At 65.2% G+C, this 16044-nt stretch carries 12 protein-coding genes; 8 read left to right on the top strand and 4 right to left on the bottom strand.

The window, feature by feature from the left end; all coding sequences use genetic code 11:
* The 3 genes from NP3_RS14880 to NP3_RS14870 all read left to right on the top strand — a co-directional run.
* Positions 1-369, top strand: a 369-nt coding sequence (locus tag NP3_RS14880; protein ID WP_157124317.1) for an FAD-binding protein, incomplete at its 5' end; no start/stop codon positions are given.
* Between the two features lie 31 nt (positions 370-400).
* Entirely contained in the window at positions 401-1255 is an 855-nt protein-coding gene (locus NP3_RS14875) for an LLM class F420-dependent oxidoreductase (RefSeq protein ID WP_063041703.1), read from the top strand.
* Between the two features lie 192 nt (positions 1256-1447).
* Positions 1448-2326 (top strand): SDR family NAD(P)-dependent oxidoreductase, encoded by an 879-nt coding sequence (locus tag NP3_RS14870; RefSeq protein WP_063041701.1) that lies wholly within the window; start codon positions 1448-1450, stop codon positions 2324-2326.
* A gap of 670 nt (positions 2327-2996) precedes the next feature.
* On the opposite strand, the gene NP3_RS14865 is transcribed toward NP3_RS14870, so the two are convergent.
* A complete protein-coding gene (locus NP3_RS14865) occupies positions 2997-3857 on the bottom strand; it encodes an SDR family oxidoreductase (protein ID WP_063041699.1) in 861 nt (286 codons plus the stop codon).
* Positions 3858-4101: 244 nt separating this feature from the next.
* On the opposite strand from NP3_RS14865, the gene NP3_RS14860 reads away from it, so the two are divergent.
* The 5 genes from NP3_RS14860 (at position 4102) to NP3_RS14840 (ending at position 11394) form a co-directional block, all read left to right on the top strand.
* Positions 4102-5001: an alpha/beta hydrolase gene (locus NP3_RS14860; protein WP_218024858.1), complete on the top strand. Its 900-nt coding sequence runs from the start codon at positions 4102-4104 to the stop codon at positions 4999-5001.
* A gap of 42 nt (positions 5002-5043) precedes the next feature.
* On the top strand, positions 5044-6180 hold the full coding sequence (locus NP3_RS14855) for a Re/Si-specific NAD(P)(+) transhydrogenase subunit alpha (protein WP_063041697.1): 1137 nt from the start codon (positions 5044-5046) through the stop codon (positions 6178-6180).
* Positions 6180-6479 carry an NAD(P) transhydrogenase subunit alpha part 2 gene (locus NP3_RS14850; protein ID WP_063041695.1) on the top strand — a complete coding sequence of 100 codons (300 nt, stop codon included), beginning with the start codon at positions 6180-6182 and terminating at the stop codon, positions 6477-6479. The genes NP3_RS14855 and NP3_RS14850 overlap by 1 nt, the downstream gene beginning before the upstream one ends.
* Positions 6479-7897 carry an NAD(P)(+) transhydrogenase (Re/Si-specific) subunit beta gene (locus NP3_RS14845; RefSeq protein ID WP_063041693.1) on the top strand — a complete coding sequence of 473 codons (1419 nt, stop codon included), beginning with the start codon at positions 6479-6481 and terminating at the stop codon, positions 7895-7897. Before NP3_RS14850 ends, NP3_RS14845 begins: the two co-directional genes overlap by 1 nt.
* Before the next feature lie 197 nt (positions 7898-8094).
* Positions 8095-11394 (top strand): protein kinase domain-containing protein, encoded by a 3300-nt coding sequence (locus NP3_RS14840; protein ID WP_157124315.1) that lies wholly within the window; start codon positions 8095-8097, stop codon positions 11392-11394.
* 28 nt (positions 11395-11422) lie between these two features.
* On the opposite strand, the gene NP3_RS14835 is transcribed toward NP3_RS14840, so the two are convergent.
* From NP3_RS14835 to NP3_RS14825, 3 genes are all read right to left on the bottom strand, one after another.
* Positions 11423-12076, bottom strand: a complete 654-nt coding sequence (locus NP3_RS14835) for a TetR family transcriptional regulator (RefSeq protein WP_245720943.1) — start codon at positions 12074-12076, stop codon at positions 11423-11425.
* Positions 12077-12190: 114 nt separating this feature from the next.
* Positions 12191-13264, bottom strand: a complete 1074-nt coding sequence (locus NP3_RS14830; protein WP_063041687.1) for a phosphotransferase family protein — start codon at positions 13262-13264, stop codon at positions 12191-12193.
* A gap of 33 nt (positions 13265-13297) precedes the next feature.
* Positions 13298-15574, bottom strand: coding sequence for a molybdopterin-dependent oxidoreductase (locus tag NP3_RS14825; RefSeq protein WP_174566217.1), 2277 nt, complete (start codon positions 15572-15574; stop codon positions 13298-13300).
* Positions 15575-16044: the final 470 nt, after the last annotated feature.

Here is a 16044-nt window from a genome sequence, read left to right as displayed (position 1 = left end):
GTCGCTGAACTCGAAGCGGAGATGGGGCTGCCCGGGAATGCTCTGCAGGACACGATTTCCTACTACAACGAATATGCCGCCCAAGGCGTCGATCCGTTGCTGGGGAAGAAGTTGGAATGGTTGAAGCCGATCGGATCCCCGGTGGCCGCCTTCGATATGCGCGGGTTCACGGCGGGATTCCCACTCGGCGGGCTGCGCACCGACCTCGACGCGCGGGTCCTGGACGCATCGGGCCAACCGATTGCTGGCCTCTACGCGGCGGGCCGGTGTACGGCGGGCATCTGCACCGGCGGCTACGCCAGTGGCGCGTCACTGGGGGATGGCAGCTTCTACGGACGCCGTGCGGGCCGGACGGCCGCTCGCCGATGACCGACACGAACACGAAAGAGACGGCGCCCGTATGCGATTCGGAATAGTTCTGTTCACCAGCGACCGCGGTATCACGCCCTCGGCCGCAGCCGCGGCTGCGGAAGAGCGCGGCTTTGGGTCGTTCTTCGTACCTGAACACACCCACATCCCGATCAAACGCGAGGCCGCGCATCCGTCGACCGGCGATGCTTCCCTGCCCGATGACCGCTACACCCGCACCCTCGACCCCTGGGTGTCGCTGGCCATGGCCGCTGCGGTGACCGAGCGCATCGAACTTTCCACCGCGGTCGCTCTGCCGGTCGAGCACGACCCGATCACACTTGCCAAGACCATCGCCACGCTCGATCACCTCTCCGGCGGGCGAGTCAGTCTGGGGGCAGGGTTCGGCTGGAATACGGACGAACTCACCGACCACGGCGTACCTCCGAACAAGCGACGCACCGTGCTGCGTGAGTACGTCGAGGCCATGCGCGAACTGTGGACCCGGGAGGAATCGAGCTATGACGGCCGGTATGTGAGCTTCGGTCCCAGCTGGGCCTGGCCCAAACCGGTGCAGTCGCACATCCCGGTTCTGATCGGAGCCGCCGGCACTGAGAAGACCTTCCAATGGATCGCGAAAAGCGGTGATGGCTGGATTACCACCCCGACCGAGACCGACATCTCTGCCAGACTCGAACTGCTGCACAAGATCTGGGCCGATGCGGGGAGATCAGGGCGTCCCCGTGTCGTCGCCTTGGACTTCAAACCCGACCCTGACAAGCTCGCACGCTGGTCGGCTGAGGGGGTCACCGACGTGCTTTACGGGCTTCCTGATCGATCCGCCGACGAGGTGTTGCACTACTTGGACCGGCTCGGCACCAAGCTGTCCGCGCTGGATCTGCCGTAGCGGGAAGGCGGTCCAGCGGAGGAAGCAGCGGGACGGCCTGAACTCGCCGGCCACGTGGATCAAACGGTTCGCGGCTGCGGGCTTGGCTGTATCGCCGAAATGGGATCGCATTGGCGGGACGTGACGCATCGGCGCGGGTCCCGCCGACCAGTGCCTATCGCCGCGCCAACCCGCGGCAGTGAGGAGCCGGAGATGTCCGGAGAACAGATACTGGCTGGCCGCGGGGCGGTCGTCGTCGGCGGTGGCAGCGGAGTCGGCTTGGCCGTTGCCCGCGCACTGGCCGCCCAGGGCGCGGGTGTCGTGGTCAACTCCCGCAGTGCGACCGCGGTGCGCGACGCGGCGGCGGCCATCGCACGTGAGGGCGGAAAGGCGTTGGGCATAGCGGGTTCCGCGGCCGATGAGTTGGTTGCCGAACAACTCGTGTCGGACTGCGCGGCCGCCTACGGCGGTATCGACATCCTGGTGAACTGCGCGGGCATCGCCGAGCCGTCCGGATCCTCTATCCTCACCGTGACCACCGCCCAGTGGCGGGAGTTGCTCGACTCCCATCTCACGACCGTCTTCAACACATGCCGTGTGGCGGCGCCGCTAATGGCGGCGCGCGGCACCGGTTCGATCATCAACACCGGATCCTTCGCCTACCTCGGTGATTACGGTGGTACCGGCTACCCTGCCGGTAAAGGCGCGGTCGCCAGCCTCACCCTGGCCATGGCCGCCGAACTGAAGGAATCCGGCGTCCGTGTCAACGCCGTGTGCCCCGGCGCGAGGACGCGGCTGTCCTCCGGCCCCGATTACGAAGCCCATATCCTCGAGCTGCACCGCAGGGGCCTGCTCGACGAGGTGAGCATGCGAGGCTCGCTGGACGCACCCCCGCCGGAATACGCCGCCGCGCTCTACGTCTACCTGGCCTCGGACGACGCCCGTGCGGTATCAGGCGAAATCTTCATCGCCGCCGGCGGTTTCGTCGGTGCGTTCGGCCGTCCAGTGGCCGCCCCGCTGGGCTACCGCGACCACACGCATGAGCCGCCCTGGTCGGTCACGGAGCTGAAACACATGATCGAGAGCCGCTGATTCGCGAGGATTACTCAGCCGATCTGCGACGCCGCCGTTGTCGATGTCGTGGAGCACGTACCTGATATCGACCTGCGCGATCGTGCTGTTCGGGCCGTCGGGCCGCCGATTCGCAGAACGCCCCAACTGGTCAGTCGTAGGGGCTGCCAGTTCTGCGTGCGAGATATCCCTTCCGACATCGACATTGAGGTGGGGCCGGACGGAACCGCGTTCGAATGCGGCCCCCGAACATGTCGATGGCGCCATAGGTCTCGGGGTGGTCGGACGCGACCCGTAACGGGCGAGGTCCAACGGAGCCGGCAGCCCGTCGAACATGTCGATGTCTACCTCGCCACGAGCGATCATTTGCTCTGCGGCGTAGTAGGCGGCTGGCTCGGTGCCGACGACGGCCACACGCAGCGGCCTGCTGTCGCGGGGCAACCTTGTGGGGCTCGCCGCGGAGGCTGTCCCGTTGTCCAGTGGATTGTGCCGGAACCGGGCCGCGTTGATTTCGGCGTAGCGGCTCAGTTCTCGCGGCAGGTCCGTCATCGCCGTAGATCGCGTCCACCGGGCAAGCTTCCACACCTGCCCGGCAGTCGATGCCGGTGTCGGGATCGATGTGCAGCATCTCGGCGGCGGCGAAACCGGGATCGTCCGGGCTGGGCCGGACGCAGTCGGAACGGAGTTCGGGTCAGTGCTGACGCAGTCGGTCGTCGTAGACGCGGCGGGCGCCGTGATCGACGCCGTCGATGAAGGTGTTGTGCACGCCGAGCCGCCGGGCGATGTGCTCGCCGAGCGGTCGGGGTGTGAGCTTGTTGAACGTGGCCAGGACAGCTGCGGCGCGGGTCACCGTGACGCGACGGCGGGGGCGTGCGATGAGTGCGGCCACGGCCGCTGCAACGTCATCGGGTTCGGCCAGCAGTCCCAGTGGGGCCCGTGTCCCCGCGATCAACTCCGTACGAGTGAAGGTCGGCAGGACCGCTGAGAAGCAAACTCCGCTGTCGCGGTACTCCAGGCGCATCGCCTCGGTGAATCCGAGCACCGCCTGCTTGCTCGCGCAATAGCTGGCCATGCCAGGGGTCGGATTCTCGCCGGCCAGCGAGGCGATATTGATGATCTGGCCGTGGCCGCAGCGAAGCATATGGGGCAGGGCGAGTTTGGTGCCGAGCATCACGCCGTAGACGTTGATATCGAGGATGCGCCGGGTGATCGCATCGGACTCCTCGGTGAACCGCCCGACCGGCATGATCCCGGCGTTGTTGATCAGCACGTCGATAGGGCCGAGGGCGGATTCGACGCTGTCGAGGAATGTCGCGAAGGATGCGGGATCAGTGACGTCGAGTTCGAACGCCACGGCCGGAGCGAGTTCGACACCGGCCCGCGCGATCGCGTCGCGGTCGATGTCGCCGACGGCGACGCGCGCCCCCGCTCGGACGAGCCGCTCGGCGATGGCGCGTCCGATGCCGCGGGCGCCGCCAGTGACGGCGACGACCGTACCGGTGGCAGGGCGAGTGGTGGCTCGGAGCGGAAATGTACGACGTTTACTGGACATATGTCTGGATGATAGTTCGGACATGATTATGGAAGCAACACCTTGGCGGGTGCGCTGTTGCGATGAGCGACTGATCATTTGTCTGGACTACTGTCTGTAATGCGGTCCAGTTTCGTGGTAGCGTCACCGCACCTGCGAAAGGCTCGACGTGAAGATCAGCGACGCGATGATGGACAGGCAGTTGCGAAGCACCGGCGTATGGATGCGACGGGTGCTGTCCGGACATGGCGAGTACAGGCTCCGCATGGCCAGCAGACTCGTCGACGTACTCATGTGGATCGCGCAGTTCAGGCAACCGACGACAATGCGGGTGCGTGAATTCGGGATCAAGCGGACCGACGGAACTCGGCTACGGGTGAAGGTCTATTCCCCGCTGGCACCGACGGACGTCGGCACCGGACTGCTGTGGTTGCACGGTGGCGGCTACTTTCTCGGTCGGCCCGACCAGGACGTGCCGATCTACCGGCGGTTGATCGCGGCGACCGGTTGTGTGGTGGTCGCGCCGGACTATCGGCTCAGCGTCGATCACCCGTATCCGGCAGCGCTCGAGGACTGCTATGACGCGCTGATCTGGTTGCGCGACAACGCGAACCGGCTCGGGATCCGCGACGATCAGATCGCGGTCGCGGGCGAGAGCGCCGGCGGTGGACTGACGGCGGCGCTAACTCTGCTCGCGCGCGATCGCGGCGAGGTGAATATTGCCTTCCAGATGCCGATCTACCCGATGATCGACGACCGCGTGTGCACGAGGTCCGCGCGGGACAGCGACGCGCCGTTAGTCGACACCGTGACCCTCATCGCGGCCTGGAAGCTGTACCTGGGCGAACTCTATTGGACACAACGGGTTCCGCCCTACGCGGCAGCGGCGAGGTCGACCGACTTGCGAGGACTGCCGCCGACCTTCACCTATGTGGGCGATCTCGAGCCATTTCGAGATGAGACCGTCGCCTATGTGGACCGGCTGCGGTCCTGCGGCGTGCCCGTGGATTTCCAGATCTATCCCGGTTGCTGGCACGGTTTCGACCGCCTTGTGCCCGGCGCGGACGTGAGCCGCGCCGCCATGCGATCGCGTGAGCGGTGGTTGCGGCACGCTGTCGACACCTATTTCGCCGCACAACCCGAACTCGACCGTGACCGCGCCTGAATGAGGCTTGGGTCCGACGAAAGGAGATCGCCATTGGAGACAATGGACACTTCGGTACAGACGGCAGCGCCGAGCGGTGCGCGTGTCGGGGTGGTTCGTGAGACGAACGCGGATGAGCGACGCGTCGCATTGGTACCGAAGATCATTCCGTCTCTGCTGAAGCAGGGTGTCGAAGTGATCGTCGAAGCCGGTGCCGGTCTGGGCGCATTGATTCCGGATGAGGCCTACACGACTGCGGGAGCCACTATTGGCGATCCGTGGTCGGCTGACGTGGTCGTGAAGGTGGCCCCACCCAATGACGGTGAGATCGCCAATCTTTCTTCCGGGCAGACCCTGATCGGGTTCCTCGCGCCGCGCAATTCGGACAACAAGGTCGGCGCACTGCAGGCGGCGGGCGTGCAGGCGTTCGCCATGGAGGCCATTCCCCGTATCTCCCGCGCGCAGGTTATGGACGCGTTGTCCTCGCAGGCCAATGTCTCCGGTTACAAGGCCGTACTAATGGCCGCGTCGGAATCCACCCGCTTCTTCCCCATGCTCACCACCGCCGCAGGCACGGTTAAGCCCGCGACCGTGCTGGTGCTGGGTGTGGGTGTCGCGGGTCTGCAAGCTTTGGCGACCGCCAAGCGGCTCGGCGGCCGCACAACGGGTTACGACGTGCGGCCCGAGGTCGCCGACCAGGTGCGGTCGGTCGGTGCGCAGTGGCTGGACTTGGGCATCGATGCCGCAGGGGAGGGCGGGTACGCCCGTGAACTCACCGAGGGGGAGCGCGCGCAGCAGCAGCAGGCCCTCGAGGAGGCCATCAAGGGCTTCGACGTCGTCGTCACTACCGCTCTCGTACCGGGTCGTCCCGCGCCGCGGCTGGTGACCGCCGCGGCGGTGGAGGGCATGAAGCCGGGCAGCGTGATCGTGGACATGGCCGGTGAGACCGGCGGTAACTGCGAGCTCACCGAGCCCGGGAAAACGATAGTGCGCCACGGTGTCACGATCGCCTCGCCGCTGAACTTACCCGCGACGATGCCCGAGCACGCGTCGGAGCTGTACTCCAAGAACGTCGCCGCCTTGCTCGAACTTATGTTGAAAGGTGGTGTACTACAGCCTGATTTCTCCGATCAGGTGCTGGCCGACTCCTGCGTCACGCGCGAGCCGAGCGAGAATTCGAACTCCGAGGTGGAAGCCTGATGTACACCCAACTGTTGGCGAACATCGCGATCCTGGTGCTGTCCGGGTTCGTCGGCTTCGCCGTCATCTCCAAGGTCCCCAATACCCTGCATACCCCGCTGATGTCGGGCACCAACGCCATTCACGGCATCGTGGTGCTGGGTGCGTTGGTGGTGTTCGGCAAGGTCGAGCACCCCTCGATCCTGACGCAGATCATCCTGTTCGTCGCGGTGGTGTTCGGAACCTTGAACGTAATCGGGGGTTTCGTCGTAACTGACCGCATGCTCGGCATGTTCAAGACCAAAAGGGCGACCAAGTAATGGACAATCTCGTCGATTTTCTGTACGTAATTGCCTTCGCGCTGTTCATCTATGGTCTGATGGGCCTGACAGGGCCGAGGACTGCGGTGCGCGGCAACTGGATCGCGGCACTCGGCATGGTGATCGCCGTTGTAGCGACGCTGATCTCGATCCGTGACACGGCGAATTGGTTGCTGATCGTCGCGGGTCTGGTCGTGGGCGCGGTGCTGGGGGTGCCGCCAGCCAGGTTCACCAAGATGACGGCCATGCCGCAGCTGGTGGCCGCGTTCAACGGCGTCGGTGGCGGCACAGTCGCACTGATCGCGTGGGCGGAATTCATTGAAACCAAAGGGTTCACGCATTTCGAGAACGGTGAGTCGCCGACGGCTCACATCGTGACCGCGTCGTTGTTCGCGGCTTTGATCGGATCCGTGTCGTTCTGGGGGTCGCTGATCGCCTTCGGCAAGCTCCAGGAGATCCTGCCGGGCCGCCCGATTAGTCTGGGCAAGCTGCAGCAGCCGGTGAATCTGCTGCTCCTGCTGGGTGCCATCACCTCTGCGGCGGTGATCGGCATCGGCGCGACCAGCAGCGGCGCGTCCATGTGGTGGATGATCGGGCTGCTGCTTCTCGCGGCGGTGCTGGGGTTGATGGTCGTGCTGCCCATCGGAGGCGCGGACATGCCGGTGGTCATCTCGCTGCTCAACGCCCTCACCGGCCTGTCCGCCGCCGCAGCGGGTCTGGCGCTGAACAACACCGCCATGATCGTGGCGGGCATGATCGTCGGCGCATCGGGCACTATCCTGACCAACCTCATGGCCAAGGCCATGAACCGCTCCATCCTGGCCATCATGGCGGGCGGATTCGGCGGCGGCGCAACCGCACCTGGCGCATCCGGTGGCGAGCAGAAACAGGCCAAGGCCACCTCCGCCGCGGATGCCGCGATCCAGATGGCCTACGCCAACCAGGTCATCGTGGTTCCGGGTTACGGCATGGCCGTCGCTCAGGCGCAGCACGCGGTCAAGGAGATGGCGGCGCTCTTGGAGGCCAAGGGCGTCGAGGTCAAGTACGCGATTCATCCGGTCGCGGGCCGCATGCCCGGTCACATGAACGTGCTACTGGCCGAGGCCGAGGTCTCCTACGACGCCATGAAGGAAATGGACGACGTCAATGGCGAGTTCGTCCGCACCGACGTAGCACTGGTCATCGGCGCGAACGACGTCACCAACCCCGCCGCCCGCGAGGACGCGTCCTCGCCGATCTACGGTATGCCGGTACTCAATGTCGACCAGGCCGAGTCGGTCATCGTGCTCAAGCGATCCATGAACTCCGGCTTCGCTGGCATCGACAACCCGCTGTTCTACGCGGATAACACCTCGATGCTGTTCGGCGACGCCAAGAAGTCCGTCGGTGAGGTCACCGAGGAGCTGAAGGCGCTGTAGTCCACTTCACTGGGACGCGTGCGTGTTTCAGCGGCGGTGAGAGCGCCGGACAAGATCGGACGTGAGGCCGATGGGATTGTCGGAATTGGGCCGACCGGGGTGATCGTCACCGGCTCGGTCGAGGAGATCATATGGCGATCCGGGATGCAGCGGCGATAAGCTGAGCGTTGTCGGAAGGCGGGACACAGTTGCCCGGTATGCCTGCCGGGCGGGATTGCGCACTAATGGTCGATGATCCGCTGCAGACCCGCCGTGACGCGAATTTACCCGTCACGGTGGAGTTAGGTGCGTGCGGATTCGAGGATGCCGAAGAGATCGGCCGCGGGGGTTTCGGCGTGGTCTACCGATGCACCCAGACGGAGTTGGACCGCACGGTGGCGGTAAAGGTGTTGACCGCGGAGCTGGGCACCGACAGCCAGGAGCGGTTCTTTCGCGAGCAGAAAGCGATGGGTCGGTTGACCGGGCACCCGAACATCGTGACTGTGCTGCAGGTGGGGGTCACCTCCAGCGGGCGACCGTATCTGGTGATGCCGTATCACCCGTTGGATTCGCTCGACGTATGGGTCCGTCGGCGGGGTGCGATGTCCGTCGAGACTGTGTTGTGGATTGGGGTGAAGATCGCGGGTGCGCTCGAGTCGGCACATCGGCTGGGGATCGTGCACCGGGACGTGAAGCCGGGCAACATTCTGCTCACCGCTTACGGTGAACCCGCGTTGACCGATTTCGGTATCGCCCGTATCGCGGGCGGGTTCGAGACGGCCACGGGCATCTTGACCGCGTCTCCGGCCTTCACCGCACCGGAGGTGCTGGCGGGCGCGGCCGCGACACCGGCCGCGGATGTTTACAGTCTGGGCGCGACCTTGTTCTGCGCGTTGACTGGGCATGCCCCATTCGAGCGCCGCAGCGGTGAACAGGTGGTGGCACAGTTTTTGCGGATCACCAGCCAGCCGCTTCCGGACCTGCGTGAGGGCGGTATTCCCGAGGACATGGCGGCGGCAGTGGAATCGGCGATGCACCGGGACCCCCGGCAGCGGCCGACGGTGGAGGGATTCAGCGGGGCCCTGCGCCAGGTACAGCGCCACCACCGATACCAGATCGGTGAGATGGCCCTGCACCGTCAATCTGACGTGGTACCCGGACTGCCAGGCCAGGCGCCACCGCGCCCGGCACCGGTGCCGCCGCCGACAGCGGGCGGCCGCCGCAGCACTGGCGAGGTGCCGATAGAGTTGACCAGTTTCATCGACCGCCGCACCGAGGTGTCGGAGATCAAGAACCTGCTGTCGGTCTCACGGCTGGTGACTTTGGCCGGAATCGGGGGTGTTGGGAAGACCCGGCTGGCATTGCGGGCGGCGTCGAATGCTCGATCGGGTTTCGCGGATGGGGTGTGGGTGATCGAGCTGGCCACTGTGCGCGATCCAGCTCTGTTGGCCGGGGTCGTGGCCGCAGGCCTGGGGGTGCGCGACGATTCGGCGCGGCCGTTGCAGCAGGTCCTGGTCGAGTTCCTGCAGTCCCAGGACACGCTGCTGGTTCTGGACAATGGCGAGCAAGTTGTGGCGGCGTTGGCCGAGCTGGTCGAGATGATGTTGCACGCGTGTCCGAGTCTTCGGATTCTGGTGACCAGCCGAGAGCCGTTGGATGTCGCCGGGGAAGTAGTGCTGCGGGTGTTGCCGTTGACCGTTCCAGACTCCGCCAGTGAACCGACGTTGCGGGGTTTGCCCAAATACGATGCGGTGACGTTGTTCGCCGAGCGTGCCGCAGCGGTGGTGCCCGGTTTCGAGGTCACCGCGGACAACAAGGCGGCTATCGCGGGGGTCTGTGCCCGGCTGGACGGGTTGCCGTTGGCGATCGAGTTGGCCGCGGCGCGGATGCGCACCATGTCGCCGGGACAGATCCTGGCGCGGCTGACCGATCGGTATGGGCTGCTGACCCGCAGCAGCCGGACCGCGCCGAGGCGGCAGCAGACTCTGCGGGACTGCATCGACTGGAGCTACCAGCTGTGTACGCCGGTCGAGCAGCGGCTGTGGGCGCGGCTGTCGGTGTTTTCCGGCGGCTTCGAGTTCGACGCCGCCGATCAGGTGTGCGGTGCCGACCTGACGCCGGACAGTCTGCTCGATGTGTTGTCGTCGCTGGTGGACAAGTCAATTGTGATCCGGGAGGAGTCGCATGGTGTCGTGCGTTTCCGGATGCTCGAGACGGTGCGCGACTACGGGCACGAGCAGCTGTGCAAATCCGGCGAATACCAGGATCTGCGTCGCTGGCACCGTGACTGGTATCAGCGGTTGGCGCTGGACGCCGAGGCCGGGTGGATCAGCGACCGGCAGCTCGAGTGGCTGGCCCGACTCGACCGCGAGCAACCGAACTTGCGTGATGCGCTAGAGTTCTGCCTGTCCGACGCTAGTGCGGAGTCGGCCGAGGCTGGGCTGCGCACCACCGCCGCGTTGTGGATCTTCTGGGGCTTTTGGGGTCTGTACGGGGAAGGCCGCCGCTGGCTCGACCGCATCCTCGCCCACCCCGACGCGCGGTCGATACCTGACCGTGTCAGGGCGCTTTTACACGAAATTATCGTGGCCGCGGTGCAGCAGGACTTTCAGGTGGCAGATGCCTCAATGGAGCAGGCGCGCGCACTGGCTGAACAGGATCCCACTCCGATGAACCAGGCTTTGATCGCGTATGGCGACGGCGTCCTGGCACTGTATCGAGACGAACCTGCACGCGCAGTCACCAGCGTCGAGCGTGCCGTCGAAGTATTCAGCTCGAGTCGGCGAGGAGTCCTACATATTACTGCGTTGATGTTGCTCGGTTGGGCATACTCGATGCAGGGGGATACCAAGCGCGCGATCGAGTGTAACGAGCAGCTGCTTCGCATCACCGAAGCCTGCGGCGAATCGCTCTTCCGCTCGAATGCGCTGTGGGGGATGGGCATTGCCATGTGGCTCCAAGGTGAGCTGCCCCATGCACAACAGTTGCTGCAGGAATCGCTGCGGGTCAATCGGCGCGTGCGCAGCCCTATCGTCGCGGCCTTCGATCTCGAGGGGCTGGCTTGGATGGTCGCCGATAGCGAGGGTGAGCGCGCGGCCGTTCTGATGGGCGCGGCGGAAAATCTGTTGCGTTCCTCTGTTTTGATCTTTTTCCCGGAGATATCCCAAGCTCACGACGAATGCGAGCGCATGGCGCGCCGCGCTCTCGGCGAACGACGATTCGATTCGGCGTTCCGGCGCGGCCACGCTATGGGGATGGACGCTGCGGTGGCCTACGCACTGGGCGAACGGCCAACCGTCGCCCCACTCGCTTCGGAACATGAATTGACCAAACGGGAACGGCAGGTCGCCGACCTCGTTGCCCAGGGGCTCACCAACAAGCAGATCGCCACGAAGTTGGTGATCTCGCAGCGCACCGCGGAGGGACATGTCGAACACATCCTGACCAAGCTCGGCCTCACCTCGCGCGCGCAGATCGCCGCCTGGATCGTCGAGCAGGGCCCGCGGGACAGTTCTTGACCGGGCTATCGGCGCACAGCGGTCGCGTTCAACTGTCGCCGGAATCGTTTCGCTGCTGAGCATCGGATGCATCGGCGGTAGGCTCAGGCGGCAGCCCGTACTGTGCGGCTATTCCATTGAGCAGCAGGGTGAGTCGGTGCTGGAATGCTTGTTCGCCGAAGGGGTCGCACCCGGATCGAGCGATCGCACGCAGCGCCGGGTAGTCAGTCCGTCCAGAACGTGCGGTCATCGAGAAGATCCGCGCTATCCAGGGCTGGCCATGTTCAGCGTGGATGCGCTCGCGGTGTGCTTCGCTGACACTTCCCATCGCGATCGCGGTAATCGCTGACCAAACGGCGAGGGCCTCACCCGGCTGCAACCCCTGGGCATGCAGAGCCTCCAGCGCGTCGCCGATGTATTCCATCTCGCCGTCGTATCCGGCGGTTTGCCCGCTGAGGAACTTCTCCAGCAGTGCCGGCTCGGATGCCAGCGTGGTGCGGATGTATGACGCATAACTACGTAACCACAGTGCCCAATGCTGGCCCTCGTACCGCGGTGGCGGCGATTCCGTCAGCGCGCGTCTGGTAACCATCCGAAGCAGCTCGTCGTGGTTCTTCACATGGTGATACAAACCCGGCAGGCTTACCCCGAGACGTTCGGCAACGCGGCGCATAGTGGCATTTTCGGCACCGAGGTCGAGCACCGCCCGAGTGATCGCCTCCTGGTCGATGCGGCGCGGGCGACCACGCCGCGGTGCCGGGTGCCTGGATTCCATATCTGGCAACTTATCCCCATCGGCGCGCGACATGGTTTCGCTTCAGCTCCGCGCCAGGTCGCGGATGAGTGCGAGGGTGTCGAGTTCACGGATGGCGCGGCATCCGCGTCCCAGCATGGTCAGGGCCATGTCGTCGCCGCGGGCGGTAGCGGCGGAGAATGCGAAGCCGAGGGTAGTAAGCAGCGGGACCTGAAGCATGCCCAGGCGATAGTCGCGCCAGCACTCGGTCTCGGAGTAGTCGCACACGCCATGTGCCTGCAGCGCCATGTAGTAGTGCGCGACGAGGAGTCCTTCGTGTTCATTGCGATGGTCGGGTTGCAGGCTGGTGCCGAGGAAGTACGCGAGGTCGCGGGCGGGTAGCCCGACGGAGATGGTCTGCCAGTCGACGACGGTGACCGTACTGCCCGCGGGATCGAACAGCATGTTGTCCAGGCGGTAGTCGCCGTGCAGCAGGCTGAAACGGTCGGGTTGAAGCATCAGCCACGCCTCGACGAGGTCGGCCGCTTCGAGGAGGGTGGCGCGGTCGTGGCCGGTGATCCGCTCACCGAGCCGTTGGACCGTGGTGTCGGTTGCGAGGCGTGTCAATTCGCCCAAGCCGCGGGCGAAGTCGCTGTCAGCTTTGGGCATGGTCGCTCCAGAGAAATCGAGCCATGTCGGGTCGCACCATCGTGGGCCGTGCAGGCCGGCGAGTGCTTCGACAGCGAGCCGAGCCTGCGCCGGATCGCAACCGGCGATCTGGTCGCCCTGAACCGCGGGCGCCATATCGGCCATGACCAGAACGAAGTCTGCCCCGCCCCGATCGATGGCGCAGTGGTACACGGCGGGCAGCGGCACTGCGACGGTGCGCGCGGCATCGCGGTAGAAAGCATGTTCGGCGCGGTAGCCCAAGGCTACGCGGTCGCGCACGGTGTCGTCCTGTGCTGGCAGCTTGACGACAAGCGTCGACGGCAGGTCCACCGCATCGGTGTAGGTGAGCCGAACACGATAGGTCGCGCCCGTTTGGCCGGTGCCGATCGGGTCCACCACTATGTGCTGGACGCCGGTACCGAGAATGTCCGACAACCAAGACGCCGTGATGTCGGCCGGGCTGTGTGGCAGGGTGAGCTGGTAGGGCATCGATTACTCTTTTCGATTGGCGACGTGCGGGTTTCAGGCACGGCGAATCTGGCAGGGCACACCGTTGAGGACATGGGTGTTGCTGGGTGCATCGATCAGATTGGTGGGGTTCAGCAAGTTGTTGTTGATCCCGGCGTGAGCGTTGGCGGTGGTGAGTCGAGTGCCCTCGAGCCCGTGACCCCAGCCGTGCGGCAGGCATACCACGCCGGGCCGCACCTCGTCGGTGACTTCGACAGTGACGGTCACGCTGCCCTCGGACGTACTGACCTGGGCTTGTTCCCCGCTGGCGATGCCGGCACGGGCGGCGTCGCGCGGGTGAACGAGCAGTGTGCAGCGGTCTCGGCCGCGCATCAACGCGGGCACGTTGTGCAGCCATGAATTGTTGGACCGCAGATGCCGGCGGCTGGTCAGCACCAACTCGGGGTTGGCACGGTCGATCCGATCCACCAGGCGGGGAATATCCGCGGTGAAGTGGGCATGAATCAGTTCGACTTTTCCAGATGGCGTGGTTACGGTCTCGTCGAGCCGTCCGCCGGCGAGTTCCTCCAGCCGCAGTCCGTCAGGGTGACGGCGAACCTCGGCTAATGTCAGCCCGCCAGGACGTTCGCCGAACCGGTCACCCCATGGACCCACACGGAGCGACAGATCAGCCCACCGCTCCGGCCCGCGGCCGTGTAGCGCGGCCATCACTGAGTTGGCGTCCAGCCCCGTCACCGCGTTGCGGGGCATCGCGGACATGGCCGCGATCGTCCCGCTGATGTAGAGGTCGTCCATCGCGGCCACATCGACTTCGGGTATCGGGGTGCCGAACATGGCGCCACTGAGCCGCAACAGCAGCTCCCACTCATGGGGCCGGTCAGGTTCCGGCTCGAATACAGCCTCCGACCACTTCACGCCGGACGCGATGGCGTAAATCCAGTAAAGGTCGTCGAAGTGGGGATGTTCCAGTGGAGACAGGCCGGGCAGGATCACATGAGCGTGCCGAGTGGTTTCGTTGAGCCAGTTGTCGATGGCGATCATCGCGTCGAGCTTCTCCAGCGCCGCCGGCAGGCTACGCGCGCCCGGAGCAGACACCACCGGATTGCCTGCCACGGTGATCATCGCGCGGATCCGTCCCTCGCCGGGTGTCTCGATCTCCTCGGCCAGACAGCCAACAGGGAACTGCCCCATCACTTCTGGGGCTCCCCGTACGCGGCTGTGGTAACGCCCGAACCGCCACCCGTCACCGTCCTGGTCCGGCGGCTTGGCGAACATCGGCGCCCATACGGCCGGCTTGGCGAACACCGACCCGCCGGCGCGGTCCAGCGCCCCCAGCGCGGTATTGATCACGAACACCAGCCAGGTGGCGAGTGTGCCGAACTCCTGTGCGCACGTACCGATTCGGCTGTATACAACCGGGTTGTCGGCGTGGGCCAGATCATGGGCGAGCCGGCGGATGGTTTCTGGTGCTACACCGGTGGCCGCACTTACCCGTTCAGGGCTGAACGGTGCGGCCAACTCGAGGGCTTCGTCCAGGCCGACGACACGCCCGCGCAGATGGTCCGGGCGCTGAACCCAGCCGTTCTCATCCAGAGTGCGCAGGATGGCGAACAACAGCAGGGCATCGGTGCCGGGTTGGATCGGCACCCATTCGCTTGCGCGCTGCGCCGTTCGCGTGCGGCGGGGATCCACTACCACCACGCGCCCGCGCTTGGTGATGGCCGCCAGCAAGCTCATGACGTCCGGTGCCGACAACATCGACCCCTGAGATGCGGAGGGGTTGGCGCCCAAGATCATCAGGTGATCCGTGCGGTAAAGATCTGGTATGGGACCGTTCCACATGCCGCCGAACAGCAGCGTGCTGACGACATTGAGGGGCAACTGATCGACGGTGGCCGGGGAGTAGTAGGACCGCATGCCAGCGGCCTGCCCGAATCCGAGCAACGCGCCGATATAGGCGGCCAGGTCGTGGTTGTGGGCCACCGGATTGCCGACATAGACCGTCACTGCGCCTGCGCCGTCGCTGGCCAGCACCGGCCGCAAAACCCGTTCGGCCTCGGCCAGAGCGTCGTCCCAGGACACTGGCACGTGGGTGCCGTCCGGCCTGCGGACCATCGGGCGTCGCAATCGATCAGGGTCGGCGTGGATGTGCCCGAGTGCGGCGCCTTTCGGACACATGTGACCACGTGACCAAACGTCTTCGGTGTTCGCGCGGATGCTCTCGACCAGTCCGTCCTTGACCCGTACCCGGAGTCCGCACATCGCCTCGCAAAGCGGACACGTCACCTTGTGTTCAATCACTCCACCTCCATTGAATGTGATACAGATCATAATAGAATAATTCTGATAATGTCTATCGAAAGCCGTACCTTGTGTCAAGCACCACATTCGCAAGGAGGATGGCGGTGGCCTACGTCGTTACCCACGCAGCTGCAAGGACGGCAGTTGCATACCGGTATCTCCTGTCGACTGCATCTGGCCAGCCGACGAACCGGGTAGCGCCGGCAGGTGCCGACATGCTCCGCGGAAACACACCGTTGACCTATCGCAGCTGGGGCGCCATCTACGTGACCGAACAGACACGTGGCCACGAAAGGACCCCGTGTAAAACGCACCACCCGCGACGAACTGCTCGGATGCCTGCGCACACCGCAGAGCGGTGATGGGTACACGTGATTTCGCTATTCCTCGCCGATTTCGGTCTGCCGACCGGATCGCCGAGCTACTTGCGCCGGACACAGCGAGGCGCACGTCCCGAATCATCGATCGCCGAATAGTCGACGTAGAAATGCGGCCATGAG

Origin of the sequence: Nocardia pseudovaccinii NBRC 100343 (assembly GCF_001613225.1) — a bacterium.
In the GTDB taxonomy this organism is placed as follows: domain Bacteria; phylum Actinomycetota; class Actinomycetes; order Mycobacteriales; family Mycobacteriaceae; genus Nocardia; species Nocardia pseudovaccinii.
This window is presented reverse-complemented; position numbering and strand designations above follow the sequence as displayed.

Bases quoted from the DNA above. Each gene is read 5' to 3' on its own strand.
- NP3_RS14840 (WP_157124315.1), top strand. From the start codon at position 8,095: ATGCCTGCCGGGCGGGATTGCGCACTAATGGTCGATGATCCGCTGCAG.
- NP3_RS14825 (WP_174566217.1), bottom strand. From the start codon at position 15,574: ATGATCTGTATCACATTCAATGGAGGTGGAGTGATTGAACACAAGGTG.
- NP3_RS14860 (WP_218024858.1), top strand. From the start codon at position 4,102: ATGGCCAGCAGACTCGTCGACGTACTCATGTGGATCGCGCAGTTCAGG.
- NP3_RS14875 (WP_063041703.1), top strand. From the start codon at position 401: ATGCGATTCGGAATAGTTCTGTTCACCAGCGACCGCGGTATCACGCCC.
- NP3_RS14830 (WP_063041687.1), bottom strand. From the start codon at position 13,264: ATGCCCTACCAGCTCACCCTGCCACACAGCCCGGCCGACATCACGGCG.
- NP3_RS14850 (WP_063041695.1), top strand. From the start codon at position 6,180: ATGTACACCCAACTGTTGGCGAACATCGCGATCCTGGTGCTGTCCGGG.
- NP3_RS14855 (WP_063041697.1), top strand. From the start codon at position 5,044: ATGGACACTTCGGTACAGACGGCAGCGCCGAGCGGTGCGCGTGTCGGG.
- NP3_RS14870 (WP_063041701.1), top strand. From the start codon at position 1,448: ATGTCCGGAGAACAGATACTGGCTGGCCGCGGGGCGGTCGTCGTCGGC.
- NP3_RS14865 (WP_063041699.1), bottom strand. From the start codon at position 3,857: ATGTCCAGTAAACGTCGTACATTTCCGCTCCGAGCCACCACTCGCCCT.
- NP3_RS14845 (WP_063041693.1), top strand. From the start codon at position 6,479: ATGGACAATCTCGTCGATTTTCTGTACGTAATTGCCTTCGCGCTGTTC.